Source organism: Streptomyces sp. NPDC014894, from assembly GCF_043080985.1.
Taxonomy (GTDB): Bacteria; Actinomycetota; Actinomycetes; order Streptomycetales; family Streptomycetaceae; genus Streptomyces.
Window position 1 is genome coordinate 1 of record NZ_JBIBWD010000023.1, and the last position, 25,834, is coordinate 25,834.

General features: G+C 71.4%; 26 protein-coding genes. 6 read left to right on the forward strand and 20 right to left on the reverse strand.

Translation table 11 applies throughout. From position 1 onward, the window contains the following. The first annotated feature begins 357 nt into the window (after positions 1-357). Both ACF089_RS33990 and ACF089_RS33995 read left to right on the forward strand, forming a co-directional pair. Positions 358-2,877 carry a Helicase associated domain protein gene (locus tag ACF089_RS33990; protein ID WP_392035438.1) on the forward strand — a complete coding sequence of 840 codons (2,520 nt, stop codon included), beginning with the start codon at positions 358-360 and terminating at the stop codon, positions 2,875-2,877. Between the two features lie 300 nt (positions 2,878-3,177). Continuing rightward, positions 3,178-4,509, forward strand: a complete 1,332-nt coding sequence (locus tag ACF089_RS33995; protein WP_392035441.1) for a hypothetical protein — start codon at positions 3,178-3,180, stop codon at positions 4,507-4,509. Between the two features lie 62 nt (positions 4,510-4,571). On the opposite strand, the gene ACF089_RS34000 is transcribed toward ACF089_RS33995, so the two are convergent. From ACF089_RS34000 to ACF089_RS34010, 3 genes are all read right to left on the reverse strand, one after another. Next, the gene (locus ACF089_RS34000; protein ID WP_392035443.1) at positions 4,572-4,796 is read right to left on the reverse strand and encodes a hypothetical protein; all 225 of its coding nucleotides are present in this window, start codon (positions 4,794-4,796) and stop codon (positions 4,572-4,574) included. A gap of 2 nt (positions 4,797-4,798) precedes the next feature. After that, on the reverse strand, positions 4,799-5,149 hold the full coding sequence (locus ACF089_RS34005; protein WP_392035446.1) for a hypothetical protein: 351 nt from the start codon (positions 5,147-5,149) through the stop codon (positions 4,799-4,801). A gap of 156 nt (positions 5,150-5,305) precedes the next feature. Next, positions 5,306-6,052: a PP2C family protein-serine/threonine phosphatase gene (locus ACF089_RS34010; protein WP_392035449.1), complete on the reverse strand. Its 747-nt coding sequence runs from the start codon at positions 6,050-6,052 to the stop codon at positions 5,306-5,308. 320 nt (positions 6,053-6,372) lie between these two features. On the opposite strand from ACF089_RS34010, the gene ACF089_RS34015 reads away from it, so the two are divergent. Further along, positions 6,373-7,083, forward strand: coding sequence for a hypothetical protein (locus ACF089_RS34015; protein ID WP_392035451.1), 711 nt, complete (start codon positions 6,373-6,375; stop codon positions 7,081-7,083). A 22-nt stretch (positions 7,084-7,105) separates the two neighbouring features. Here ACF089_RS34015 and ACF089_RS34020 read toward each other — a convergent pair whose 3' ends face one another. From ACF089_RS34020 to mobF, 5 genes are all read right to left on the reverse strand, one after another. Beyond that, positions 7,106-7,963 (reverse strand): hypothetical protein, encoded by an 858-nt coding sequence (locus ACF089_RS34020; RefSeq protein WP_392035454.1) that lies wholly within the window; start codon positions 7,961-7,963, stop codon positions 7,106-7,108. A gap of 96 nt (positions 7,964-8,059) precedes the next feature. Further along, on the reverse strand, positions 8,060-9,748 hold the full coding sequence (locus tag ACF089_RS34025) for a replication-relaxation family protein (protein ID WP_392035456.1): 1,689 nt from the start codon (positions 9,746-9,748) through the stop codon (positions 8,060-8,062). An 843-nt stretch (positions 9,749-10,591) separates the two neighbouring features. After that, positions 10,592-10,987 carry a hypothetical protein gene (locus ACF089_RS34030; protein ID WP_392035459.1) on the reverse strand — a complete coding sequence of 132 codons (396 nt, stop codon included), beginning with the start codon at positions 10,985-10,987 and terminating at the stop codon, positions 10,592-10,594. Positions 10,988-11,294: 307 nt separating this feature from the next. Then, on the reverse strand, positions 11,295-11,888 hold the full coding sequence (locus ACF089_RS34035) for a hypothetical protein (RefSeq protein WP_392035461.1): 594 nt from the start codon (positions 11,886-11,888) through the stop codon (positions 11,295-11,297). 459 nt (positions 11,889-12,347) lie between these two features. Then, the gene (gene mobF, locus ACF089_RS34040; RefSeq protein WP_392035464.1) at positions 12,348-14,351 is read right to left on the reverse strand and encodes a MobF family relaxase; all 2,004 of its coding nucleotides are present in this window, start codon (positions 14,349-14,351) and stop codon (positions 12,348-12,350) included. Positions 14,352-14,636: 285 nt separating this feature from the next. On the opposite strand from mobF, the gene ACF089_RS34045 reads away from it, so the two are divergent. Further along, positions 14,637-14,948, forward strand: a complete 312-nt coding sequence (locus tag ACF089_RS34045; protein ID WP_392035467.1) for a hypothetical protein — start codon at positions 14,637-14,639, stop codon at positions 14,946-14,948. A gap of 89 nt (positions 14,949-15,037) precedes the next feature. Here the strand turns inward: ACF089_RS34045 and ACF089_RS34050 are convergent, their stop codons facing one another. Next, entirely contained in the window at positions 15,038-15,931 is an 894-nt protein-coding gene (locus ACF089_RS34050; RefSeq protein WP_392035470.1) for a PIN domain-containing protein, read from the reverse strand. Between the two features lie 131 nt (positions 15,932-16,062). On the opposite strand from ACF089_RS34050, the gene ACF089_RS34055 reads away from it, so the two are divergent. Continuing rightward, entirely contained in the window at positions 16,063-17,211 is a 1,149-nt protein-coding gene (locus ACF089_RS34055; protein WP_392035473.1) for a ParA family protein, read from the forward strand. Further along, positions 17,208-18,188, forward strand: coding sequence for a ParB/RepB/Spo0J family partition protein (locus tag ACF089_RS34060; protein WP_392035476.1), 981 nt, complete (start codon positions 17,208-17,210; stop codon positions 18,186-18,188). Before ACF089_RS34055 ends, ACF089_RS34060 begins: the two co-directional genes overlap by 4 nt. A 111-nt stretch (positions 18,189-18,299) precedes the next feature. Here the strand turns inward: ACF089_RS34060 and ACF089_RS34065 are convergent, their stop codons facing one another. The 11 genes from ACF089_RS34065 to ACF089_RS34115 form a co-directional block, all read right to left on the reverse strand. Next, positions 18,300-18,989: a hypothetical protein gene (locus ACF089_RS34065; protein ID WP_392035479.1), complete on the reverse strand. Its 690-nt coding sequence runs from the start codon at positions 18,987-18,989 to the stop codon at positions 18,300-18,302. Next, positions 18,986-19,762 (reverse strand): HIT family protein, encoded by a 777-nt coding sequence (locus ACF089_RS34070; RefSeq protein ID WP_392035482.1) that lies wholly within the window; start codon positions 19,760-19,762, stop codon positions 18,986-18,988. Before ACF089_RS34070 ends, ACF089_RS34065 begins: the two co-directional genes overlap by 4 nt. An 82-nt stretch (positions 19,763-19,844) precedes the next feature. Next, on the reverse strand, positions 19,845-20,186 hold the full coding sequence (locus ACF089_RS34075; protein WP_392035485.1) for a hypothetical protein: 342 nt from the start codon (positions 20,184-20,186) through the stop codon (positions 19,845-19,847). 130 nt (positions 20,187-20,316) lie between these two features. Continuing rightward, the gene (locus ACF089_RS34080; protein WP_392035487.1) at positions 20,317-20,997 is read right to left on the reverse strand and encodes a histone-like nucleoid-structuring protein Lsr2; all 681 of its coding nucleotides are present in this window, start codon (positions 20,995-20,997) and stop codon (positions 20,317-20,319) included. Positions 20,998-20,999: 2 nt separating this feature from the next. Further along, complete coding sequence (locus tag ACF089_RS34085; protein ID WP_392035489.1) at positions 21,000-21,560, reverse strand: WhiB family transcriptional regulator; 561 nt, start codon at positions 21,558-21,560, stop codon at positions 21,000-21,002. Further along, positions 21,557-22,012 (reverse strand): hypothetical protein, encoded by a 456-nt coding sequence (locus ACF089_RS34090; protein WP_392035491.1) that lies wholly within the window; start codon positions 22,010-22,012, stop codon positions 21,557-21,559. The genes ACF089_RS34085 and ACF089_RS34090 overlap by 4 nt, the downstream gene beginning before the upstream one ends. After that, positions 22,009-22,689, reverse strand: coding sequence for a GGDEF domain-containing protein (locus ACF089_RS34095; protein ID WP_392035493.1), 681 nt, complete (start codon positions 22,687-22,689; stop codon positions 22,009-22,011). Before ACF089_RS34095 ends, ACF089_RS34090 begins: the two co-directional genes overlap by 4 nt. 93 nt (positions 22,690-22,782) lie before the next feature. Further along, on the reverse strand, positions 22,783-23,052 hold the full coding sequence (locus ACF089_RS34100; protein ID WP_392035494.1) for a hypothetical protein: 270 nt from the start codon (positions 23,050-23,052) through the stop codon (positions 22,783-22,785). 103 nt (positions 23,053-23,155) lie between these two features. Further along, positions 23,156-23,572, reverse strand: coding sequence for an NUDIX domain-containing protein (locus tag ACF089_RS34105; RefSeq protein WP_392035497.1), 417 nt, complete (start codon positions 23,570-23,572; stop codon positions 23,156-23,158). After that, entirely contained in the window at positions 23,569-24,492 is a 924-nt protein-coding gene (locus tag ACF089_RS34110) for an AAA family ATPase (protein ID WP_392035500.1), read from the reverse strand. Before ACF089_RS34110 ends, ACF089_RS34105 begins: the two co-directional genes overlap by 4 nt. A gap of 541 nt (positions 24,493-25,033) precedes the next feature. Beyond that, positions 25,034-25,816 (reverse strand): hypothetical protein, encoded by a 783-nt coding sequence (locus ACF089_RS34115; RefSeq protein WP_392035503.1) that lies wholly within the window; start codon positions 25,814-25,816, stop codon positions 25,034-25,036. Positions 25,817-25,834 lie beyond the last annotated feature (18 nt).

Here is a 25,834-nt window from a genome sequence, read left to right on the forward strand (position 1 = left end):
CGGGTCGCGGGGACCGGCCACTCGCAGGGATGGGGCGGACTGGAGGGGCGTCAAGGCTCTTGATTCGCTTGCGGTAAGGCAAGACTAGCAGCTTTCAGCCACGTTAGAGGGAATCTCGTGATTCTGTGTGCTTCATTTTTGGTGCAGAGATAAGCTATGGACTCAGGGCACGCCACCCCAGACCACTCCGGAGGGGTACTTAGATCCACTCCACGGCCTTGCCGGTGCTCCGGTGAGGCCGGGCAAACAGCAAATCGCAGCAGTCCAACTGTAGCCCTCGCGGCTCATCTACGTGCAGTTTTCCTGTTTCCTCCGCTCGAATCGACCGGACGACACCCCAGAAGAAGGCAGGCGAATATGTCGAGCACAGACCGCGTTGACCAGCGCGAGGCAGCACAGCGAGAAGCCATCGACGCGGTCCTCCGTGCGCTCGAATTGCCTGCAAGATCATTTCTGCCCGAACGAGGGCTTCGAACACAGGTGATCATGGCGACCGGGTCCGGGAAGACCCGGGTGGCGGTCCGCAGCGCGGAGGAGCTCCACGCGGGACGTGTGCTGGTGCTCGTGCCCTCGAAGGACCTGCTGACGCAGACTGAGGCCGCGTGGCGCGAGGGAGGCCGCCGGGGGCCGATGATCGGGGTGTCCTCGCTGGAGGGCGAGGATGCGCCCTTCCCCAACACCACGTCCGTGGACGAGCTGGTGGAGTGGACCCGGGGCCTGGAGAAGGTCACCGTGTACGCCACGTACGCCAGCCTCGGGCTGGGCAAGCTGGAGCGGGCGCACGCGGCGGGTTTGGCGGCTTGGGACCTGATCGTCGTGGACGAGGCCCACCGGGTTTCGGGGCGGATCGGGAAGCCGTGGGCGGTCGTCCACGACAACCAGAAGATCCCGTCCCTGCGCCGCCTCTACATGACGGCCACGCCCCGGCTGTGGCAGCTCGGAGAGGATGACGCGGCCGGCGCACCCGGCGAGCTGGTGGCGAGCATGGAAGATGACCCGGACGGGCCCTTCGGCAGCCGCTGCTTCACCCTGACCCTCTCGGAGGCCATCGACCGGGGAATCTGTGCCCCCTACCAGGTCGTATGCGTCGACATCACCGACACCGCCCTCCAGGCCGCGCAGCTCCTGGGCGCCGAAGGCCGCTCCGCAGAGATCCGCGGGGCGCGGCTTGCTGCCCTCCAGACCGCCCTGGTGAAGGCGTCCGCGGAGGAGAACTTCCGGCGCACGCTCGTCTTCCACCACGTCGTGAAGGAGGCCGAAGCGTTCGCGGCCGGTCTCCCCGGCATCGCCGCGCAGCTGCACGCATCCGACCCGGAGCTCTACCCGGCCACGATCTGGGCGGACTGGCTCTACGGCGACCACAAGATCCTCCACCGCCGCCGGCTTCTGGGCGAGTTCGCTGCGGGGATCGCCATGGACGGCACCGTCGTGGAGAAGTGCTTCCTGTGCTCGGTGAAGGTCCTCGGTGAAGGTGTCGACACCAAGAACTGTGACTCCGTGTACTGGGCGGACGTTCGCGGTTCCATGTCCGACCTGGTCCAGGCGGTGGGCCGGGCGCTGCGGATGCAGCCGGGCGAGGGCAAGGTGGCGAGCCTGGTGGTGCCGGTGCTGCTCGGACCCGGGGAGACGGCGGACAACATGCTCACCTCCCGGGCGTTCGGCGGGCTGGCGAAGCTGCTGGAGGCGCTGCGGGCGCACGACGCGCGGATCGTGGAGCCCCTTGCGGAGCAGCAGGCCCCAAGCCGCTACAAGCCCGCCAGCAAGGACGACAGCGGGAAGAGTGCCAACGGGAGCGGCGAGGGCTCCGGGGGCGTCAGCGCCCCCGCCAGGGCCCTGCTGAAGTTCTCCACGCCCCGCGACCCGGCCGCGCTCGCCGCGTTCATCAAGCTGCGCGTCGTCAACCCGGAGCACGAGCACTGGCGGCGCGGCATCGAGGCCGCCGTCATCTACGTCCGCGAGCATGGAGACCTGCGGGTGCCGTTCACGTTCCGGGTGCCCGCCGCCGACGACCAGGAGGCGGGAGGCGCGGGATGGCCGGCCTCACTCGCCGGGTTCCCGCTCGGGCAGTGGACCGCCGACAACCGGCGCTTCTACGCCCGCGGCGACATGGACGAGGACCGCGTCGCCCAGCTGGAAAAGCTCGGCATGATCTGGAGCCACCTCGACGTCGCGTGGGAAGAGGGCCTGTCCGCCGCGCGCGGGTGGGCCGCCGAACACGGCCACCTCCTGGCCCCGCTGGACGCCACCTTCCAGGGGTACCGGGTGGGCATCTTCCTGAAGAACGCGCGGGCCGCCGCCCGCAAGGCCGCCGAGAACGAGCAGCGGCGTGCTGAGGGGCTGCCGGTGGAGTCGTCGGCCGGGGCTCTGTCGGATACGCGGCGCGAGCAGCTGGAGGAGATCGACGCGTCCTGGTGCCCGAGCTGGCCGGTCACCTGGCAGCGCGGTTTCCACCTGGTGAGGATGCACCTGGACGCCGGTGAGGCGCTGCCCACCGAGGCGGGTGAGGTCCTGCGCCAGGGCGAGGATCTGGGGCGGTGGGTGCGGTCGGTCCGATACGGGTGGGACCAGCTCACCACCGTGCAGCAGTGGATGTGCGAGCACGTCCTCGGGATCGGGCCCGCGCCCGAGGAGGAGAAGCCGAAGCGCCGTACGCAGGCCGACAAGTGGACCGCCAACCTCGCGGCCGCCCACCAGTTCTTCGAGCGCGAAGGGCATCTCCAGGTGCCCCGCAAGCATGTCGAGACCGTGCTCTCCGAGGACGGCTGGGAACTCCAGTTCCGTCTGGGGGCATGGGTCGGCAACCAGCGGAGCAGGGCCGCGACGCTGACGCCGGAGCGGATGGAGCAGCTGTCCGCGATCGGGATGCGGTGGTCGTGATGAGGATCGTCGTCACCGCGGCCGCCGCGCTCGCGGCCGGCTATCTGCTCGGACGGCTGCGCCCGTGGCAGCGGGCAGGCGACTGGGCGGCCGATCAGGTCCGCCACGCCGGGGCGTGGGCCCGGGGCGGCGCCGTGCGGCAGGCCGTCGTCGTCCTGGTCCACGCCGTCACCGCGCCGCGCACCAGCTGGCGCATCATGCGCGCCCCGGCCACCGAGACCCGAGCGCCAACGCCCGTACGCGATCCGGACTGGGTCGCACACGTACCCGCAGCGCCCGTACCGACCAGGGAGGCACAGCGTGACCACCGACGGCACCGACCAGAGGACCGACATGACGACAGCGCGCAGCGACGCCGAACTCCGGGTGGAAGTCCGCCGGGAGGTCACCGGTCTGACGTATGAGCAGTTGGGCGAGCTGATCGCCGCTGCCGGGGACGGGGCTGGGCCTGCGGGGTCTGCGGGGTCTGCCGAGAGGCATGGGGCGGCCGTGCGGCTGGCGGAGCTGAAGCGGATCCGGCATCTGGTCGCGCGGCAGGTCTTCGGCGAGTACACGCCTGCCGGCGATCCGGAGGAGCGCGGGCAGGGGCACCCCGCGTCCGGCGGGGTACGGCCGCCCGAGCAGCGCGGGCTCTATCAGGTCCTCGCGAGGTGCGCCGAGCCGGAGCACCCCGGCGCCTCGGAGCTGATCAACCATGCCACCGCCGACTCGGTCGAGGAGGCCGCGGTGAAGGTGCGTCGCGCGAAAGAGGGCAACCTCTACGGCTCCCCGGGTCTGTACCGGATCGTGGAGGTCTTCGAGGACACCCCCTCCAACTCCGCACGGCACATGCTGGACGCGCTCTCGCAGAGCGCCGCCGAGATCGGGAGCGCCGCGAGCGCCGTGGTCGGCGGATACGAACCCGGACCCGCGGCGAGCGACCTGTTCGAGGTGCTCGCCGACTTCTTCCACCGCACCGTCGTACATCCCTGGCACCTCGCCCACCCGGGCGATCGGGGCGACGGCAGCACCCCCCGGCAACCGCACGGCAGTGACCACGGCCGCACCCTGGCGCGTCTCCTCCTTGCCCACCTGGAAGCACTGGAGGTGCCGCTGACAACCACCGCCGCCTCCCAGGGCGGGCGCGCCGCCTCCGGCGCCCTGCCGCTCGCCCACCTCCCGCAGCCGGCCTCCCCCGCCCCGCAGGAAGCTCTCGTGGAGGAACCGGCCCCGTCCCCGGCTCTGGCTCCGTCGCCGCTGTACGCGAGGCGCGTTCTGGCGGTGGCGGAGGGGTTCACGTGGGCCGTCGCCGCGCCGGGGATGCGGCACTGGCCGAACGGCCGAGACTTCCTGGACGTCGCCCTGGCCGCGGTGCGTCCCGAGGAACGCGAGGGGTACACCGAGCGCCTGGAGGTGTTCGTGGAGCAGCACCGTGCGCGTCTGGAGGAGTTGCTGCGGGCGTACGGGCCGGGCAGCCGGCCCGCCTCGCGGGGCCGGTACGCGCTGGTCGGGCAGCCGGAGACCCTGGTCATCCTGGAGCGGATGGAAGCCGCGCCGTTCGGTTTGCGCAGCGCGTGGGAGAAGGAGCTGGAGACCGTCTTCCTGGACGACCTCGAATTCGCGTGGGGGCCGCGCATCCGCCTCAGCCGGTGAGCGGCCGGAAACCGGCAGCGGGCCCGGACAGGGTGATCCTGTCCGGGCCCGCTGTCGTCTCGTCAGCCGAAGTCGAGCGTGTCCTGGGCGAAGCCGGTCGGAGCCGGGCTGGGCGGCGGTGGGGGTGTGTCGTCCTGGCGGGCGGCCTTCCAGCGTTCGGTCAGCTCGTCCTTCCAGCCGTTGGGCGGGGGCCATGGGATGCCCCAGGCGGCGAGCTGGTCGCGCGTCCATCCGCCCTTGGGTGTGCGGGCGGCTTCGATCTCTTCGGGCGAGGGGAGGCGGGGCATTTCTAGCGGCCTCCCATGAGGAACAGGGCGGAGGCGGGGTGGGAGAGGGTCTTGGCCAGCTGCTCGCTGTCCGCCGCGGCGGTCCGGAGCTCTGCGGCGGTCGTGGCCGCCTCGGTCTTCGGGTCGCCTTGGTCCACCGTGACCTTGTTGTTGGCGGCCAGCATCTCCAGGACGTCGGCGGTCTGCTCGAACGCCTGCGGCAGCCGGCCGACCAGCGACTTGAGCGCCTGGGTGGCTTCCGACAGGGCGGGCGCCGACAGGTCCTTCGCGTCGTCCAGCACCACGCGGTTGAACTCCTCGATCAGATCCCGGGCCTGACGGACCAACGTCGCCGGGTCCTTCTTCGCCGCCATGCGCTCACTCCTCGCCGCTGAAACAGTGGGACCCAGTGTCCCAGAGCAGCAACGGCGGCAACCTGAGAACAGCCTGTCCCAGAGGTCGGCCGGAGCCCGGACCGAGGAGGGACCGCCCCGGCCCCGCCCCGGCCCGCCTGGGGTCGCCGGCCGTCGTCAGGTGAGATGCGCGATGAGGGCGGTGGCGTTGTCCGCGTACGGATCGGGCAGCGTTCGTGCCCGGCGGACAGCGTCGTCGACCAGGCGCCGGGCGGACGTACGGGGCGCGCCGGTCAGATAGCCGGCCAGGTCGTGGTCGCCGTCTTCGTGGGGTTCGTAGGCGCCGTCGGAGGTGAGGAGCAGCCTGCCGGGGCGGGCGGGTCCGCGGACGGTTTCCACGGCGGGGTGGCCGTAGCGTTCTTCGGTCTCCTTGTCGTCCCGGCCTGCGCCGAGGCAGGCGGTGAGGACGTTGCGGTCGCCGTGGCCTTCGTAGGCGCGGCGTTCGTTGTGGTCCTCGGTGATGAGGCGGAGGTGTCCGTCGAGGAGGAGGTAGGCGCGGGCGTCGCCGGACCAGGCGAAGGACAGCACCCCGCCCATGCCGGGGGTGCCCGGGGTATGGGGGGTGTGGACGACGACGACGGCCGCGGCGCACGGGAGCCGGGAGCCGTCGTCGGGGTGCCGGCCGGGTTCGGCGGCGTACCGGTCGCGTTCGGCGCGCAGTGCGGTCTCGGCGTCGGCGTGGAGGGCTGCGGTGCGGGCCAGGCGGCGGGCGGCGGTCCGTGTCCAGGCGCGGACGGTAGGGGTGTCGCCGACGCCGTCGAGGAGGACGTAGGCCCGGGTGCCGCCAGGGGCGGTCCACACGGCGGTGGCGTCGCACTGGTTGGCCCGGTCGCCGGGCAGTTGAGCGGTCCCATAGGAATCCACGGCAGGGTCTCCTTTCCGTTCCGCCTGGGACGGCGGGTGTGCGGGCGGTTTCGGTCTCTTCGGATGTGCCCGGCCGGGCCGGGCAGGGCGGGTTTCGCGGTGACAGCACCCGGGACGACGGGTGCCGTCGCCGGTCCGGGCGGTGTTCGTCCGCTGAGCCCGAGCGGGTGAGATCCACCCTCGCGTACGCGGGCGCGACTGGTGATGGATTCAGCCAAATTACGCTGATTAAAAGGTGCTTGACATAGTTTCTTATGTTCTGTCACGTTCGTGGATGCCCGTTTCGGGCAGCGGACTCGCGAGGAAGGGACCCGATCCCCATGGCACGACGAACCGAGTACGACGCGGGCCAGGCCGCCAAGCGCCTGAAGGTGCCCGCAACAGCATTCCGGTGGGCCCGGCACACCGGCCTCGTCCCCGCTCCCGACGTGACGTCGTCGGCAACGCAGTGCGCGGAACGGTGGTCCCGGGCCGCGGTGGAGGCGATGGACGCCGACGCCGTCCGGGCCGCGATGCCCTCCCCTCCGATCTCAGGCCGTGCGGCGGCGGACCGGATCGCCGACGCGCTCGGCACCCCCAACCCGACCGCGTACGGCGAGAAGGCGATCGTGACGGCGTTCGTCGTGCGCCGCCTCGTCGACCGCGGCCTCCTGGTCGACCTGAGCGCGAACCCGGACGGCACGCTGCACCACCCCGACCAGGTCGACCAGGTCTGCCGGCGCGAGGACCTGGCGGAGCTGGTCGCCGCCGACAGCCCGCTCGGACCCGAACAGGCCGCAGCCCGCCTCCGGGTGCGACGCGTGGACTGGGACTGGATGGTCCGGCTCGGATGGGTCCGCTCCCCGCAGTCCGTCGAGGTCCAGTTCGGCACCAGCCGGGCCGGGGCCGTCGACGTCGCCCTCTACACCACCGCCTCCGTCGACGCGATCGTCCCCGCCCACCCCGACATCGACTGGGAACAGCTGCGCGCCGTGGAGAAAGGCCGGCGCTCCCCGCTCGCAGCCCTCCGCCCAACTCCGGTATCCGTCTGAGCCTGCGGGCACCCGTACAGCGCTACGCCGGTGCTTGCCCGCCCGCCGCGCCCCAGCCGTCCAGGAAGGCGGCGAGGGCGCGGCGCTGTTCTTCCTCGCGGGTGATCTGCCGGTCGAGGACTGTGCGGTCGATGTACGGGGTGACGGTGTCGAGGACCAGGCGCCGGAGCTCGTCGGGGTCGAGGGCTTCGACTTCCCACTGGACCGGGTGGGCGGGGTCGAAGCCGTGGCGGCGGGCGAAGGCGGGCCACCGCGGGTCGCCGCTCTTGCCCTCGGCCGGTGGCAGCTCGTACCGCTGGACCTGGTCGTAGGTCAGGAGTACCCGGCTGACCTCGCTCCAGCAGTCCGCAGTGCGCCGGACCCAGTCCCGTTCGATCTCGGTGCCACTCGCGTCGAAGTCGCCGAACCAGAGCAGCGTGGCACGGCCCCCGTGGGCGGTGCGGTGGCGGACGACGTCGGCGTAGGACTGGGAGGCGAAGCCGCGGACCACCAGGACCGGGATGCCGTACTCGGCGAGCCAGGTGGTGAACATCTGCCGGAGGGTGTCCTTCTCGGCGGCGACGTACACGGGCTGCTGGCCCTGGGTGCGGTCGAGGCCGAACCAGCCGACCGCCTCCCGGAGGAAGGCGGTCGCGTCCGGCCAGGCGGGCGGGACGTGGACCTCGCGCAGGGTGTCGATGAGGTCGGGGAACCGGTTCTCACGGCGCGCCTTGGCGAGGTGGGAGGAGAGGTGCCGGTACATCGACGGGGTGTGCGGGAGCGCCCCCTCGGAGACCAGGCGGTACATGACCTGCCGCAGCGTGACGCCGCCGTCGTAGCTCTCCACGATCTGACGGGCCCGGGCCACCACGGCCGGCCACCGGATGCGCTGCTGTGTCATACCGGTACTTGTACCCATCGCCGCGCCGCCGGCGGGTGGGGGCTTGCCCAAGGCCGTCCTCGGGCAAGCCCGTGCCCCGCCGGCGGCTTGCCCGGCTCAGCGGCGCAGGCGGGAGAACCAGCCGGTGGGCTTCCGCTCGGGCACGGCCTGCTCCTGGTCCCGCTCCTGGTCCCGCTCCTCCTGCCGGGGCAGGGGGTCCATGTGCGGCCAGGATTGCTCCCCGTCGACCTTGTACCACTGGTCGCAGTTTCCGCACAGGTGCGGGCGGGTCTCCTGGGGAAGGACGTCCAAGCCGGTGCGCTCCACCGCCTGCCACCGCTCGTCCGTGAACGCCGCCCCGCACTGGGTGCAGACGGGTCGACGGGTGAAGCGCAGGAAGTGCCTGCGCTCTGCCCAGTCGGGAAGCGGCTCCGGCCGCTGGTGCCGGTCGGCCTCCTGGGCGTCGGCGACGGCTGCGTGCTCACGGTGTCCCTGTTCTTCCGCCGTTCGCTCCTCGGTGGCGGCGGCTTGGGGGCTACAGGTGTCACACAGGTGCGGGCGGGTGTCCTTCGGGGTGTCCCAGTCGGTCGCCTGGGCCGCCTTCCACCGTGCGTCGCTGAGTTTGGCCCCGCAGCCGGTGCAGGCGGGGCGGCGGGCCTCACGCTCGGCGTGGCGTTCCCTGATCTCCCGGAGCTGCGCCTGGTACTCCTCCTGGTTCGCCTTGATCTGCGCGCGCTGGCGGGCGCGGGCGGCGTCGAGGCGGGGGTTGCCGATCGCATCGAGGAGGGTCTGCTGTCCCGGGCGGCCGAAGCGCCGGAAGGCCGGGCCGGCCGGGCCGTGCTGGCGGAGGTTTCGCAGGCCGGTCGCCACGATCGGGATCTTCTGGTCGTAGCAGTGGTAGCCGTCGGGGTCCCATTCGCCCTTCCACAGGTGCCGGGTGAGTTCGGCGAGGCGCACGACCGTGCGGTTGGGGTCCCGGGCGCCGATGTGGTTGAACACGATCAGGACGGGCGGATACGGGTGGTCCGGCCCGGCGTCGGTGACGGCCCAGCGGGTCCGCCACAACGGCTTCTCCCGGCCGTCGGTGTCCTTGGCCTTCCTGCGGAAGAAGCGGGCGTACTTCTCCAGCTTCGCCGCGAGTTCCTCGGCGGTCTCGTGGCAGTTGTCGACCTCGATGAACAGCAGCGGCACTCCGTGCTGCGGGGCGGTGAGAACGATGTCGGCCTGCGCCCCGCCCTTCCCCGGAGCGCTCCAGGTGCCGTTGGCGGGCAGCGGTATCTCCGTCGCGTACGAGGCGATCGTCCCGATCCCCGGGGACGCGCCGGCGACCGCCCGGGCGGCGGCCTGGGCCTCGGCCGGCTCGCCGGTGAGGAGCTTCAGGTCCGGCTTCGGGCGCAGCATCGCGATGATCGTCTCGTTCACGGCCATGGCGTGAGTACCGCCGCTGGATCCGGTGCCGCGGGCGGTGCCGCCCATCTCCGTCATCGGGCGTTCCAGTGCCTTCGCGGCGGCTTCCAGACCTTTCAGGGTGAGGTTGCGCAGGGTCTCCGCCTGCTTGGTCCGGCCGCCGTTCTCCGACTGGCCATGCTTGCGGAGATCGGAGAGCGCACCGCAGTGGGCAGCGGTGCGGGCAGTCTTCCGCTCGGACGGGGTCGGCTTGCCGGTGTGCCGGAAGGACAGATGCGGGCGCTCGATCCGCTGGATCTGATCAGCCGTCGCCACCTTCAGCACACCCAGCACGCGCAGCACATCGCCGCGCAACTCGTTCGACGACCCCGCCGGATTCGTCTTCCGCTTCCCCGCCATCAGCCACGCTCCCCCATCACTCGCGACCGGCCGCACACCGGCCGCCCGTCACACGCCGCCGACCGCACACCGCGCGCCGACCGCTCGCCGCGCACCGGCCGTCCGGCCTGCCCGACCCGGGAGGGCATCCGGCCCACCCGGACCCGATGCTCTCCTCCACATAGGACAAGGAGGAGAGAAGAGGGTTGTGACGGCGCGAAAAACACGCCGATTCCGTGTGTGACCTGCGGTTTCACCCCGGCACCGGGTGACGGGCACCCGAGTGGGTTCCCAAGGACACCCCGAAGTAGCCCCCCAAGGAGCCCCATACGGCCCGTTCTGCCGGTGCCGGGGTCCGGGCCGGTGCGGGCGGTGGACAGCCGGTCGGGCGTTCGGGGCCCGGGCCGCGGACGGGTGGTCGGCGTCATCGTCGTCTCCTTCACTGCCCCCGGCCGGAGCCAGGGGCGTTGATCCGAAGACGGAAGCGTGCAGGAGCCCCCCTTGACCGCGGTCCAACAGCGGCCGACAGCAGGGCCGTGTCCAGGGGAAACACCGGCACACACGACCAGGCGGGCACGCCGGTCAAGGGGTACGCCACGGAGCCGGGCGTTCGGGACCAGCACTGGTCAAGGGGGCCCGTATAGGACGGACTCGACCCTTGACCAGACGATTCACACCGATTTAGGGAGCGGGGAGAAATCTCCGGCCACTGTCCACAGGACCCGCGATGCCGTGCATCCTGCGGGCGATGTCGTGCTCCACCCTGAGAGTGCACGACATCGTCGGTGAGCATCGAGTGGGCCGGCAGGTGCACTCAGCGGCCAACGCCGGATCGCGGGTGCACCGGCGGACTTCACCGCAGGGTCAGGGCTCCGTGCCGATGCCCCGGTACCCGGGCCCGAGCCCGCGCCGCCTCGTCCGCGGTCGGGACGGTGACACGGGACCAGACTGTGGCTCGGCCCGCGGCACGGGCAGGGCCACCCCTCCGGCGGCACTGGAGGCGGAGCCGGTGTCCGTGGGGAGAGCGAGGTGGTGGCGCGCCGCGGTGGTGGCAGCCGTCACGGCGCCGAGGGCGTCGGCGGTCTCCGGACTGATCTCGGAGAGGGCGGCGGCCAGGACGTCGATCGCGTCCAGGGCGTCCTCAGCCGCGCCCGTGCTCCAGGCCGTCGGTGTGACGACATCGGCGAGATGACAGGCGCTCACCACCGCCAGCTCGGCCCGCTGCTCGACTCCGGGCGCGGCCCGCGCGTTCAGTCCCATACCCGGGTCAACGACGCAGCCGGGAGAAACGATCGCCTCCCGCGTCTCTCACATCGTTGTCCGCAGCAGCGTTCATCCAAGGGGAAACAGGAAGACGCGCATCAGGGTGATGCCTGGCATCGCCACCGACGATGCCAGGCACTCCCCCACGATGCCGTGCACTCACGAGGGTGGTGCACAGCATCCATCTGGGAGGGCCCGGCATCGCCGCCGTACACACCGGGTCCATCGCACCGACGTCTCCGCTCTCGATCCGAGGTTGCCGAAGAGGGGCGGCTCCTTCTTCGGCGCGGGCGTCGGCGGCGGGTCAGGCCCGCTGCATCGTCTGGAGGTCGTTCAGTGTCAGCTCGTTCGTGCCACGGTCCGCGGCGCTGCTCTGCGTCCAGGCGAGGATCGCCGGGTGCGCATCCTCGTAGGGCGTGCCGGCGGGTGTGGTCCCTCCGTCGTTCTCCGCGACCTGGGTGAGGTAGGCGGCCAGAGCGTGGGGGCCTCCGCCGCTGTAGCCGAGGTTGTAACCGACGGCGTGCTTCTGCGGCAGGATCGACAGGAGTCCCTTGTCCGTCCGGGCCCAGAACAGGCCGCGGCCGGTGATGAAGCTGCTGAAGATGTCGTCGGGGCGCAGTTCGAGCGGGGCGTAGGTCTGGTAGCTCCACTGGTCCGTGCCGCCGGTGCCCGCGTGCTTGAAGTGCTCGCCCACCACGGGCAGCCCGAACTCGGGGTCGTAGAAGGCCCGCCGGCACAGGCAGCCCGTTCCGGAGATGGCCGCTGGACTGTTCTTGTCCTCAGTGACGCACGGGTGGAACAGGGACGGGATCTTCGCCGACTCAACGAGCGTGCAGTGCATCGCGTTCGGCTCGCAGCGCTCCAGCCTGCTCAGCCACTCCTGGAAGTGAGGTGTCACGGTCTGGGAAGCCTCAATGTCCAGCTCGGCGTTCAGCGACGATGAGGCAATGCCGAGGCGTGCCTCGGTGTAGAGGACGAAGTGGAGGTAGCCCGTCGTCGGGTCGGACAGGTTCAGGTCAGAGGGCTGGTAGGTCAACGCGGGTGCTCCAATGCAGGGGGCTCGGTAGTCCGCGCGTGGCGGCAGGTCAGGCGGCACGGTCCTCAAGCCGCCCGCAGTGAGGCCGCGGTGCGGGACCTGTTCAGCGTCGGCCGGGACCGGCCCTGACGATTCTCGGCCCGCCCCGGCAGGACATGTCGGGCGAAGACGGAAATCCGCCACAGCACTGGCCGGTCCTCTCCCTCGCTGGACAGGACCGGCCCGGCACACCGGGATGAGTCCAGCGATGAGCAGCAGGAGCGGTGGCCGGAGCCGGACCGATACGGATGCGGCCGGTGGGCTCCACCCGCCGGGATCCGCTCAGCGGCCCACACCCGGGCTGCGGTGGGGTCCGGGTTGCTGCGGGCGGTGCGCCTGCTGGTCGCCCCCGCGCACCGGCCGATCAGGCTCGCCGACGTCGTCCGGCTCGGCGTACCGAGCCGTTCGCTCGCGGGCCTCCTCGCCCGCCCGTGTGTACTCCTCCAGGAGGCGGCGCAGCTGCTCGGCGGTGAGATCGAGGGATTCGACATCGGTACGGGACTTCTTGAGAACGCGCACCTCGGTCAGGTCGAGCGCTTCCCGGGGTTCGGCCGGCTGCTCCTGGTCGTCGTCACGATCGGTTCCGGCGGACAAGGGGGGTGGGAGGAGTTGTTCCGGCATGGCGGCCTGCTGGTGCGCGGCGACGTCGTACCCCCGCCCGGCCGTGGTGAGGGTGGTGCGGAGCTTCTCGCGGACCACCCCGGCGGCGAGGACGGCCCGGTCGTAGCGCAGCGGGACCCGGGGGATCTCCCACTCCCCCGCCGCCTGGTCCGGGAGCCGGGGCGTCGCTGGGGCGCCCGTGCCGGACGGAAGCTGGGGTGTTGCCGGGGCACTGTCGGTGTCGGGTGGTAGCTGACGGCCGGGATCCGGGATAGCCCGTTGTCGGCGGGCGGGTCGGAGGTCGGCCTCGGTCCAGCGGGTGGTGTAGAGGCGGTGAGCGGGGGTGCGGCTGTGGAGCGTCGTGGAGTCGGTGATGTCGAGGCAGTGCGTGGCGATGGCCGTGTCCACGATCTGGTGGTCGAGGCCGGGTTCGCGGAGGCGGCCCCGGAGGACGAGGGCGAGGTGGCGTCGTGCTTCGGCCAGGAGGTGATGGCGTTGGAAGGTGCCGTCCCTGTTCATCACGAAGACCACCGCGGCGACAGCGGCGGCGGCCAGGGCGAGGTCGACCACGGCCGGAATCCGGGCCCGGACCGCGGCCGCGGCGGCGCGGGCCAGGTCGAGGAGCGTGTCGATGAGGTCCGCCCCGAACTTGCGGACCGCGCTGTCCCGCCACATCTCGCGCAGATCCGCGAGCGCGCGGGCCGTCCTCCGTTTCGGCGGGCGGGTCTGCCGGGCCGCCATCGCGTTGAGGCGGGCGCGGGCCCGCTCGGACACGGCGGGGGCGAACTTCGGGTTCCCCTGGTCGTCGACGGCGGTGACGTACTGGTGCTCCAGCCCGGTCCGGCAGGCGGTGATCTGGTCGCTGCGCCGGGCCGTCCAGGCGATGAGCCCGTGCGGCACCCCCGCGATCTCCATCACCGGACGGCGCCCCGGGGTGACCGTGCGCGGTTCGGACGCCAGCCCCAGGTCTTCACAGACCTTGGCCATGACGAGTTCGTTGTAGAGCGCGCTCGCGGCGACGGTGTTCCGGAGCAGGGTCGTGGAGTGCACCGCGCCCCACTTCCCGTCCGGCCGCAACCCCCGCAGCGACAGCAAGAGGTGATCATGGAGGAGCGGCCAGCCGGAACGGGCCTCGTAGTGGCGGAACCGCGCCGCCGCCAGACCGTGGACCGGCCGGACCTCATAGGCGCCCTGCGCCCCGATACGGATGACCGCGTCCTCGTCCTCGATCCACACCAGCACCCGCCCCATCGCCCACTCATGAGCAGCCTCGATGACCCGCTGCGTCCTCTCGTCCCCGAACGCCCACAGGAGATAGATACTCGGCTGCGGCCGGCACGTCAGATCGGCACCAGTCACCTTCACCCGCCGGCCCAGCGCCCCCGCCCGCTCCGCCGCCTTCGGCGACGCACCCGCGGCGAGCTGCTCGGCCTCGATCCGATCCGCATGAGGGTGCCGGCCCTCACCGAACAAGTGCCGCAGCTGGTCCTCGGTGACCTCCTCCCCCACGGTCAGGCCGAGCACGGCCAGGCCCCGGCCCATCCACCGCCCCACCGGGACACCCGCCTCCTCCTGCGCCTCGCGAAGAGACCCACGGGACGGGCGGGAGTCGTGCCCGGCCAGCACATGGCGCGTGTAGTAGCCGTACTTCTGGCCCACGGTGATCAGTACAGGATCCATCGTCATACATACCAGAGCACACCGCCCTGACCTGCAAGAACAGACCGATCAGCGTGACATCCCGCCAGGCGGGCGCAACAGCTCAACTTTCTCTACAGGCGCCCGCCAGGCGGGAGCCGGCACCGGCTGGCGCGCCAGTGTCAACGCTCTCCACCCGAGCCCAGCAACGCCCCGCAATAGCCGGGAAACACCAACCAACGCCAACTAACGCCGCGCACCGCCCTACACCGACAACCATCCCTCAGCCCTCGGCAACCGCCGAGGGCTTCGTCGTGCTGCCCGAAGGACACCGTGCCCACCTACGCGACACTCCCCCGCTTCACCACCGACCTCCACCACCTCACCCCCAAACAACGCCACCGATTCCGCCGCGTCGTCCAGACCGCCTTCGTCCACGACCTCCGCGCCGGACACGGATTCCGCCCCGGCCTACGCGTGAAACGGGTCCAATGCGCACGGAGCGGCGTCTACGAACTCACCTGGTCCATGGGCACCGGACCGGCAGGACGCGCCACCTGGCAATACGGCACCCCGGTACACCCCGGCGAGCAGCACATCATCTGGAGGCGCATCGGCACCCACGACATCCTCACCGGCCCCTGACTTCCGACCTGGCCTGGATTAGGGGATCCAGAGGGCCGCTCACAGCCAGGTGGTTCGTCGGCAGGTCGGCGGCGGTCACACCGCCGAACTCACGTAGCTGCGGGTCCTTCTACGTAGGGGAGGCCGACCGCTGCGAGCTTGGTCTGCAGGTTGATGTCGCTGGTAGCGGCATACAGCTTGGAGCCGGGGTGGGCGGACTGCAGGAGAAGGGCGGAGGCGATGAAGCGGTCGTCGGGGACGTCCAGGTCCAGCCAGCTGGGGAGTCCGTCGGCGCGGGGCTCGATGTGCTCGAAGACCGCGTAGATGTCACCGGCCACGCGGGCCCCGTTGCGGACGTCGCCGTTGTCGCGCATCGACTTGAGTCGTCGGTCGGCCTTCTTGGCGGCTTCCCTGCGCTCGGGACGGCCATGGCTGCGCTTGAGATCGTCGATCTCGCGCAGTACGACGGGCAGGAGGTGGACCATGTACCGCGAGCTACTGACGGCGTCCTGGTAGACCGTGACGTCGGGGTCGTCCAACAGGGTGTTGGTGTCCACGACCACGCGCACGCGCCAGTCGTCCGCCGGCAGCAGGCTCACGAGGTCGCGAAGAGTCGCGGCTGCCTCGTTGAGCCGCGTCACTGCTGTGGTGATGTCCCGGGGTGCGCGGTGCTTCACCCGGCCCTCTCGGACCAGCCAGTCCTCCAGGAGTCCGATCGCGTCGTCCATGCTGTGCTGGACGGCGGGTGTGGGGTGCGGAAACAGGAGGCGGAACCGGGGTCCCCAGTCGCGTACCTGTCGCAGCAGCTTCATCCGGCGGGCTTCCATGTCCGTCGTGCTCGGTTTCCAGGCCCAGGGGTGCCCAATGACCACGAGGCCGTCACCGCTCATTTTCCTGGCCCGGATTTGAGAGCTGTCCAGCGCAGCGGCGTAGGACTTCTCAATGTCCGCCAGTTCGGACAGCAGCTGGTCGACGTAGGTGGGAGGCGGGGGCTTCTTCGGCATCAACCGATGATCCTCCACAGTGGAATTTACGGACACCCCTTCAGGAAATCCGTCTCTTAGACCGGCGCGAGCCGCAGGAGACACCGTGGCGTCCGAACCAATCGGCAGCGTACCTAGTAATGTTTGGCCACATGAGCATCCCCAGCCCCCGGGGAGAGCGAGAGAAGCTAATCACTGCCCTCACTCCCCAGTTGCGCAGACATCTGAAGATCCGTGCCTTTGAGCACGGAATGGACATTCAGGACGCTACCGAGCACGCGATCAACGCCTGGTACTCGGCAGACGGCTTGCCGGAGGCGAAGACCGACGGGGCGAAGACGTGGGGCACGTTCCTCCCCATCGGCGAGCCTGACAAATTCAAGACGGCCTGCTCGGAACGCGGCGTCACCTACGTACAGGGTCTGGCGCAAGCCCTCACCCTGTGGCTCGACAACCACCCCTCCCCCAGCGCCCCATTGGTGGCTCAGCCTGTAGTGCGGGTGATAGTCGCGAATCAGAAGGGCGGTGTCGGAAAGACGTTCATCTCCAGCGGCATGGCGCAAGCCCTGGCCGAGGCCGGACACCGGGTTCTGATTGTCGACTACGACCCACAGGGTCACCTCACGGCCGAGTTGGGCTTCGAGGACGTCATGTACGAGGACGACGTGGAGACGCTCCTCATGCACATGGACGGCACGGCCAAGGGCCACATCGGTGACCTCCTGGTCGCGCTGGACCAGAAGCGCTTCGGTGAGCGCCTCCACCTCCTGCCGGCGTCCGACGACGCCTTCCTTCGCGATGTCGCGCTCTCCAAGGTCAGCTTCAGCGAAGCAGCACTGGAGCGGGCGCTGGAGCCATTGGAAGCCGACTACGACGTCATCATCATCGACGGGCCACCCAGTCTCGGTCTGAACATGGACACGGCCCTGTACTACGTGCGCCGGCGTGACGGCGAACTCGCCGACCGGTCGGGGGTCATCACCCCGGTCTGGGCGAACAAGGCGAGCCATCGCGCCTTCCGACTGCTCAAGTCGCAGAAGGACGACCTGTGCCGCAAGGGACGGATCCAGATCGACTACCTCGGGCTGGTCGTCAACGCCTACGACAGCCGACGCGGAAAGCTGGTCAAAGAGAACAAGGACCAGTGGGAGCTCAGCACCTCCCCCTCGGTGCTGGCCGTGATCGGCGACCTGAAGGAAGGGCGTGAGGCGGCAGACGGAGAGATTCCGCTGCTGGAGTATGCCCCGGACAGCGAGCATGCCCAGGCCATGCGCGACCTGGCGAAGGAACTGGCGGTATGAGTAGCAGCAAGCCGACGCGGGTCACCCGTGGCTTCAGCATGGACGATGACGGCAGGGAAGGCGGGAAGCCCGCCCCTCGCCGGGTGAGGACTCGGCAGCAGATCATCAACGGTGAGGGGAAGCGCCCACCTGCCTCGGTGGCTCTCAAGGACCTCGCGCACAACCCGTTCAATCCGCGGGACGAGCTCACGGAGATCGAGGAGACGGCAGCGTCTCTGACGGAGAAGGGGCAGATCCAGCCGGTCGCGGTCGTGCGGCGGGCGGTTTTCCTGGCTGTGCACCCTGATCAGGAGGATGTGCTCGGTGTGGCCGAGTACGTCGTCATCGACGGCAACCGGCGGCTGGCAGCTGCGGCTGTCGCCGGGCTGGAGGAGTTGCGGATCGATGTGAATGATGATCTCGCCGTCAGCGCGGAGGACATGCTCGAAGCCGCACTGATCGCGAACGTCCACAGGGTCGACGTCCCGCCTCTGGACCAGGCGAAGGCGATCCAGGAGCTGCTGAGCAAGCACGCCAGCCAGGAGAAGGTAGCCAAGCGGCTGGGGAAATCCGGCGCGTGGGTGTCGCAGCGTCTGGCGCTGCTCGGCTTGTCCGACGACCTGAAGGAAAAGGTCGGGGCTGGTGAGCTGACGGTGAAGGACGGCCGCCGCATCGGTCGGCTCCCCGCTGAACAGCAACAGACAGAGGCTGCCGCGGCCCTTAACCGGGTTAAGGGCCCCCGGAAACCCAGAGCCAAGAAGGCGAGTGGCTCTGCCGCAGTCCAGTCGGCGTCTCCGATCCCTCCGCAGAGCTCCGGAACGGCGTCGGCCGCGGACCCTGTGGTTGAGACCCTTAACCCGGTTAAGGGTGAACCAGAGCCTGTAGCCGGGCCCAGCCTCCCGTGGTTGGATCCGAAGTGGTTCAACGCCCAGCTCCGGGCGCACATGTCAGCTGAGCACCGTGAGGAGCTGGTACTGCTGCTCACGGCGGATTCCTGAACTCCACACGCCGGGCCTTAACCCGGTTAAGGCCGTCAAACGCGGAAAGGCCCGCGCTCCCCCGCATTGCTGCGTGGGGGAGTGCGGGCCTTTCTGGTGCGCAGCTCTGCGTCAGGCCGCGGTGCGCCTCGCCCCAGCGAGGGCGTCGGCCAGGAGTGCGGGGACGTCGGTGAGGTACGGGTCGGTGTAGCTCTCGTGGTTGCTGAGGTCGAACAGTGTGTTCTTCGCGGTGACCGTGAACCCGGGGAGGACGGTGGCTGCCCGGCCCGCGAGCTCGGTGTTGAGATGGTCGGCATCGTGGGAGGCGACCCAGGTCTGGAAGTACGGCCCGAGGCGCAGCAGGGTGTAGCCAGTGCCGTCGGCCTGGCGGGCTTCGACGTGGACGCCGTAGTGGGCGGGCTCCATGCCGAGGTCGTCGGGCAGGGGGAGGTTGGCGGCGGCGTGGGTGAGCAGTGCGTAGCCGGGCTGCCAGAAGCCGAGGATCGCGCTCGTTTCGCAGCGCAGCCAGCCGCGTTCGGTGTAACGGAGCCGGCGGCCGTGGAGGTAGGCCGCGGCGTGGCCGGTGTCGGGGTGGACCAGGGCGACGGCGATCACGTCGGGGCCGTGGTCATCGCCGGGCCGGGGATGGGCCCGCTCGATGAACGGGCCGATGCGCACGGCGATGTCGCGGGTGCTGCCGGGCGCCCAGGGCTCGGTGTTGCGCAGGGCGGTGAGCATCGCGCGGACCTGGTCGACGGTGGCCTGGTCCTCGGGGGAGGCGGCGCCGGGGGCGTGGCCGCAGCGCTTCCAGAGTCGTTTCATCGGGCAGGCTCCTCGTGGGTGGGGTGAGTCCAGGGAAGGGTGAGGCCGTCGCCCGGGGTGCGGGGGAGGAGGTGTCCGTGGAGGTGCTTGACCGATTGGGTGGCGTCGGGGCCGCAGGAGGTGAGGTAGTTCCACTGGCCGCCGATTTCGGCGGCGAGTTCGGCGGCGCGGTGCTGGGTGGTGGCGGAGACCACGGGGTCGGTGGTGAAGTCGTCGACGTGGCCGCGGGGGATGACGAGGAGGTGTCCGTCGGTGCACCCGCCCCGGCGGGGGACGATCGCGATCGTGTCGTGCCACTCGCGGACGATGGTGGCTTCGGCGCCGTCGTGGACGATCGCACAGAACGGGCAGCCAGGCCGGGGGTGCTTGCGGGAGACCGGGGGGCGGTCGATGTGGTGGTGGGTGACCGCGACCCGGGCCCCGGTGGTCTGCATCCGGTGGCCGATGGCGTCGGCGACGGCCGGGGCGCGGTGCCGGCCGTACCAGCAGTTGACCAGGAGCTGGACGGGGCGGCCGTTCGCGGCGGTGAGGAGTGCGGTGAGTTCATGGACGGCGTCGTTGACGATGCGGGCCGCGCCGGGGGTGTTGAGGACGTAGTCGCGGACTCCGGCGTCCTGGCCGGTCTGGGTGGCGACGATGTCGGCGAGGTTCGGGTCGTCCGGCGGGTTGAGGAGTTGGTTGGTGAGGTTGATGGAGAGGACTGCGGCGCGGTAACGGGGCGGTGGGGCGTCCTGCCAGCGGGCGCCGAAGGAGTCGATGAACACGTCGTACACGGGTGCCTCCTGAGGTGGGCGGTTGGGTGCCGGGGGCGGCGGCCCGGGTTGGTGGGCCGCCGCCGCGGGGGTGGGTGGGCGGTCAGGCGTCGCCGGTGGTCGTGTTGTGCTCGAAGGCGTCGATGACGTCGCTGATGGCGTCGGGGTCTGCGGCTTCGCCGACCCAGGCGCCGGTCTCGGTGAAGACGGGCACGGAGTCCGTGTCGGCGTCGAACACGACGAGGTAGGGGCCGTAGCGGTCGAGGACCGTGCTGCCCAGGAGCGGGACGGTGGCGAGGACTTCCAGCGCGTCGACGGACAGCCGGACCGCTCCGTCGGCGCTGTCCGGGAGGGTGAGGAACCCCGAGACGCGGAGCAGGTCGCCGGGCTGGATGTCGGTGAGGAGTGCGTGGGCGAGGCGGGGATCGCCGGTGGTGCAGGGCATGACCGCCTCGTCGGTGACGCTCTCGGTGGGGGGAGGAGATCAAGCGGAAGCGGGCAGTGGTGCCGTCGCCGCCGGGGACGGATTCGGTGTCGAGGTAGCCGTCGAGGACGAGGGGGATCGCGTCCATGTGTCAGACCGCCCGGATCAGGTGGGCGGGCTGGTGGGCGGCGTAGGCGTCGAGCACGGCCTTGGGCGGGTTGCCGCGGTCCGCGACCTGGTGGCCGTTGGCGCGGGCCCAGGCACGCACGGCGGCCAGATGCGCCTTCCTGCCCTGGGCACTGAGCGGGGCGGGAACGTTGGCCGTGCTGGGGGCCGGGGCGCGGGTGCCGGCCTTCACGGTGCGCAGCGTCTCCTGCGCCTGCTCCAGTTCCGCCTTCAGCTGGGCGACGCGCGTCTCGGCCTCGCGCTGGACGGCCTCGCTCTCGCGCCGTGCGGACAGCTCGGACAAGTCGGCGGTGATGCGGGTGGCGCGGCTGCGCACTCCGGCGGCCGGGTGCGTGGCGGCCCAGTCGAGCAGCTCCTGGGCCTCGGCGGAGACGGGCAGCGTGGTGACGGGGATGTCGATGGCCGGGGCAGGGGCGTTCGTCGTCGTCATGGTGGGTGCGTCTCCGGTTTCCGGGAGGAGGGGGAGCAGGGCGGTGAGGGTGTCGGTGTCGGTGGGCAGCCCGAGGACGTCCAGGAGCAGCGCCGTGTCGTCCTTGTCGCGGGAGTGGCGGGCGGTGACGCGGGCCGCGGCGGCGAGCTGCTGGGCCGGGTTCGGGTGGAGCGGGAGGGCTTCGGCGTCGAGGGCCTGTTGCCAGTCGGTGAACACAGTCAGGCCGCCTTGCCGTTGGCGGCCAGCTCCAGTACGCGCCGGTTGGACGCCGCCTGCTGGGGTGTGACCGGCTGCTTCCAGCGGTTGTACGGTTCGGGCCGGGTGGGGATGAGTTCCCGTTCCAGCCGGGCGAGGGCCTGTTCGCGGTCGGTCGGCGGCGCGGCGCGCGCCGCGCGCTGCCGCTCCCTGCGGAGCCGGTCCCGTTCGGCGACCACGCCGACCCAGTCCTCACCGAGCCGCGCCACGAGCTGCTTGCGCAGCCGCTTGCGGTCGCGGTCGGTGGTCGCCGCCCACACTCCGGTCTTCGTCAGGCCCTCGTTGGCGAGTGACCACTTCAGGCAGTCCTTGACGATCGGGCAGCCGGAGCAGGCGTGCTTCGCCGCGGTGAGCGCCTTCTCGCGGGCGCGCGGGTTGTCGGCCGTGTTGTGGATGTCCTCGATCTCGAACAGGGCCGGGTTCGTGCGGCAGCGCAGGGCCTGGTCGGTGTGGGGGAAGGGGATGCGGTCGTCGGCCGCGATGAAGGTCACCGGCTGGGGGACGCCGGTGCGGGTGCCGCTCATGTGGTGGCCTCCGGGGAGAGGTGGGGAAGCTGGAGCAGGACCTGGTCCGTGAGGTCCTGCGGTGGGCGCCACGCCCCGAGCCGGCCGTGCGGCCACGGGATGGGCAGCGCGAGTTCCTGGACGTCGGCCAGGACCAGGTGGTGCGCGCCGGGCTGCGCCCACGGTGAGCACGGGGCGGTTCCGGCGGGGTCCTGGTGGCAGTCGGTGAGGCGGGCGACGCCGATGACGGCCCGGGTAGGGAGGGTGCGGTCGCGGATCGCGGTGGCGACCAGCGGGTCGCGCAGCGGGGCCCGCTCGGTGATCTGTCCGGTGTGCAGGAGCAGCCAGCCGCGCCAGGACCAGGGGCGCGGCCTGTTCTCCACGTCCTTCCCGGCGAGGATGCAGGTGGCCCAGGGCTGGCGGATCGTGATGCCCCGGATCCAGTCGCCGGCCGGGGGAGGGGTGGTGGTCATGCTGCCCGCCCCCGCACGGCTGTGCCCGGACGCCCGGCGCGGCGCCCGTTGATGGACGGCACCGTGGTGTGCGCGGTGGTGGCGATGACCGGACGGCCCGTGTGCTTGCCCTCGTACATCGCGGCGTCGGCGGCCCGCTGAAGCAGCGACAGGTCACGGGTACCGATCACCTCCGGGCTTGCGGCGCCGACCGACGCGGCGACGTCGACCAGGACGCCGTCCTCGACCTCGACGGGCTGCGCGAGCAGCGCGGTGAGCTGGGCGAGACGGAGCGCACGCCGGGCGGGCGCGATCCGCGCGGCGGCGGCGAACTCGTCCCCTCCGAGCCTGCCGACCGCCCCGCGGCTGCCCGCCCAGGCGGTGAGCCGTTGCGCGGTGGCGACCAGGACACGGTCGCCAGCGGCGTGGCCGCCGGGTCCGTCGTTGATCTGCTTGAAGTGATCCAGGTCCACCAGGACCACCAGGACGTGGTCGCCGTACCGGTCGATGGTCTGCCGGGCCCTGGCGGTGTAGCCGTCGCGTCCGAGGAGCCCGGTGAGCGGGTCACGGCGGGCGACGGACAGCTTCCGGTGCAGCGCGAGCGCGTGCACGGTCCAGCCGGTCAGCGGCACGGCAAGCGTGGTGATGAGCAGGGCACGTTGCCCGATCGGGGCCTGTGCGCGCACGGTGGAGGCCATACTGGTGGTTCCCTCTCTCGTCTTGTACGGGGTGGGTGGCCCGGGGCAGGCGGCTTGGTTTGGACGCCGTGGTGCGCCTGTCCCGGGGCGGATCTACAGCTCGTTGTTCCAGGGGCCGGCCTTCGCGGCCTGCCAGTCGAGCGCCCAGCCGGGCCGCAGCCCGCGTGCTCCCCAGCCCCCGGCCTGCTTGCCGGGGATCGCGATTCCGGCCGTGTGGGCGGCGAGCGCCGCGTCGTACACCTCGTGCGCGATGCGCAGGGCCTCGGTCGCCGAGGTCGCCTCGCCGGTGAAGACGTGCACACCGTGCTGCGCCCGGCTGGTGTCGTGTATGGGGACGTCGACCTCGAAGTAGCGAAGCGGCATGACGCCCTCTCCTTCCGTTGCTGGTCGTGGCGGAACACCGCGACCGCCCCGACCGGGTGAGGCCGGGGCGGCACGGAGAAACGCCGCGCTCGCGTGGGAGGGATCAGCGGTTGTAGGCGCCCGCGATGATCTCGGCGTGGTCGAACGCGAGGTCGGGCAGCGCGTCCAGGGGCCACCAGCGGGCGGCGGTGGCGTCGTCCCCTGCCGTGGGCTGGACCATCGCGAGCAGGGTGGCTGTGTAGGCGACGGTGACGTACCGGCCGCGCGGGTCACGGCCGGGGGCGTCCCAGACGCCCACCTGCCGGAAGTCGGCGGCCGGAACGGTGATGCCGCTCTCCTCCTCCAGCTCGCGCACAGAAGCGCTCAGGCTGGTCTCCCCGATGTCCACATGGCCGCCGGGCAGAGCCCACGCGCCCTGGTGCGGCGGCCAGCCCCGCTCGATCAGCAGGACGTGGCCGGCGGCGAACAGGACGACGTCGGCGGTGTAGCGGATCGTCTCGTCGGTGGTGTCGGTGATCACCAGGTGCCTCCAGGGCTCGAAGAGGATGCGGTAGCCCGTCCAGGCCGGTGGGCCGGGGCGGTGTCGAAGGGGTCGCAGGTGTCGCAGCGGGCTTCGTCGGGGTCGCCGCCGAGGTGGACCGCGAGCAGATCGCCCGGGTCGGTGACCCGGGTCCACAGAGCGCCGCCGCCGCAGCCGTCCGGGCAGGATTCCTGAAGCCGGGCCTCCCAGCCGTGGTCGAACGGGTCGCCCCCGTCGTTGTAGCGGAGGAGGAGTTCGCGTCCGGCGACGGCGAGGAGCAGGTGCCCGGGGACCGGGTGAGAGGAGACCGCGGCGGCCAGGTCGTCACCGAAGGCCACGCGGAACTCGGCCCGCAGACCGTCGGGGCTCGCGGCGGCCGCGTGTTCCAGGAGCATCCGCAGCAGGTCCAGACCGGCGGTGTCGTGGACCTGGGCGAAGCCCTCCTTGATCAGGGCCTCCGCCGTGGGGATGTTCTGGTGCTGGCGGGCGATCACGTCGGCGGGCACCTGCCGCGCCGGGGGCCGTGTGTCCTGACGGGCCTGGCAGACGGTCAGAGGGGTACGGACGACCAGGGCGACCGCAGGGACCCGGTGGGCGCGGGCCCGGTCCACCAGACAGATCCGGTGCGGGTGGTGGGTGCTGGTCGCGTCCACGACGGTCGGCAGCCGTCGGGCGAGCCTTCCGGCGAGGACCACGTCGAAGACGCGGAGCGCGTCGACGCTGGCGTCCTGGTCCCCGGCGCAGCCGGACACTTGGGCGCGGCAGTCGTCGAGGGACAGCCGCCACGCGGGCGGGAAGGCGGCGGTGATGGCGGTCTTCCCGGCGCCGGCCGCGCCGATGAGGACGTAGAGCGCCGGTTCGGGCAGGTGGAGCCGCCCGAGCGCGGCCATGGTCGCGGTCGAGGGCGAAGAGGTGGGCACAGTGGTCTCCGGTCAGAGTGAGATGAGTAAGCCGGCTGTGAGGGCGATGAATGCGGCGGCGGTGAGGTCGCCCGCCCACCGCAGGCCGAGGAACTTCCTGCGGGCGAGCTTGGAGAGGCGGACCAGGTCCTCCGCCTTCCGGGCGAGCCACAGCAGCAGGGCCCCGCGGCCGGCGTGACCCGGTAGCCGAACGCCCGGGTGACGCCAATGGTCGCGGCGAGCTGCACAGCGGTATAGGACGCGACGGCCGGGGGCGGGGCTGTTTCGGGAAGGGGTGTGGGTCAGGCGGCTCTACCTTCTTGAACGTCATCTGGGCCCTGATCCGTGACCGACGGTGCTACGAAGTGGCACCGCCCGTCACGGTTCGCCTTCCACCAGGTGGTCGGGGTCGGCTCCGTCAGCACGCCTATGACGGCCACGTGTTCTCCATGCGGTCGGGGACAAAAGGGGTGGTGGTGCGTGAGGCCGGTCGGCCTGTCCGGCCCTCGCCCCGGCCCGCGGCTGCGGGGGAGGGGCGAGGACCAGGCGGAGCGACCGGGGGTCAGCGCTGGAGCGGGTGGACGTTGTCGGGTTCGTCGCCGAAGCCGTCGCCCGCCGGGGTGGGGGCGGGGAGCGTGGCGTGCAGGTGGAGCGCGGGGCTGAACTCGTACTGCGGCGGGTGGTTGTGGACGATGGGCCGCAGCGACAGGCCGCGCAGGGCGAAAATGCTGGCCAGTGCCCACATGAGAGCGGCGAGCCCTGTGGCGGCGGCGCGCCCTCCGGCCGGGGCGGCGGACCAGATCATGGCGAGGCTGCCGAGGCCGAACAGCACCCAGGCGATGCGGGCACCGGCGTTGCCGAAGAACCCGCCGACCAGACCGAGCAGGCCGGTCAGCTGCCAGAACGCGTACAGAGCGGCCGGGGCGACGGCCAGGTGCGCGGCCTGGCCGGCGAGGAACACGCGGACGGGGTGGTCGACCGTGCCCCACAGGCCGCTGCCGTCGCCGCCGCTGGTGGCCGGGACGGCGGACAGGCCCTTGAGTGCGGCGTCGGCGATGTCGCCGGCGGCGTCCAGCATCAGCACGATGAGGCTGAGCCCGGTGAACAGTGCCGCCGCCTTGATCCAGTTGGCGACCTCGTGCCAGCCGCTGTGCCGGACCTCGAAGACCTCCGCCCAGCGCCGGTGGAGGAAGCCGCCCTCCTCCCACGACTCCCTCCAGGCGGTCCGCATCCACGCGAGCCGCCCGGCGGTGTGCTCGGGGGCCGGAGGCGCGGGCGGCAGCTGCTTGAGGACGTCGAGGAAGGACGGGTTGTGGCCGTTGACGGGCTTGTCGTGGTGGGTCATGGCGTGGCTGCTCCTTGT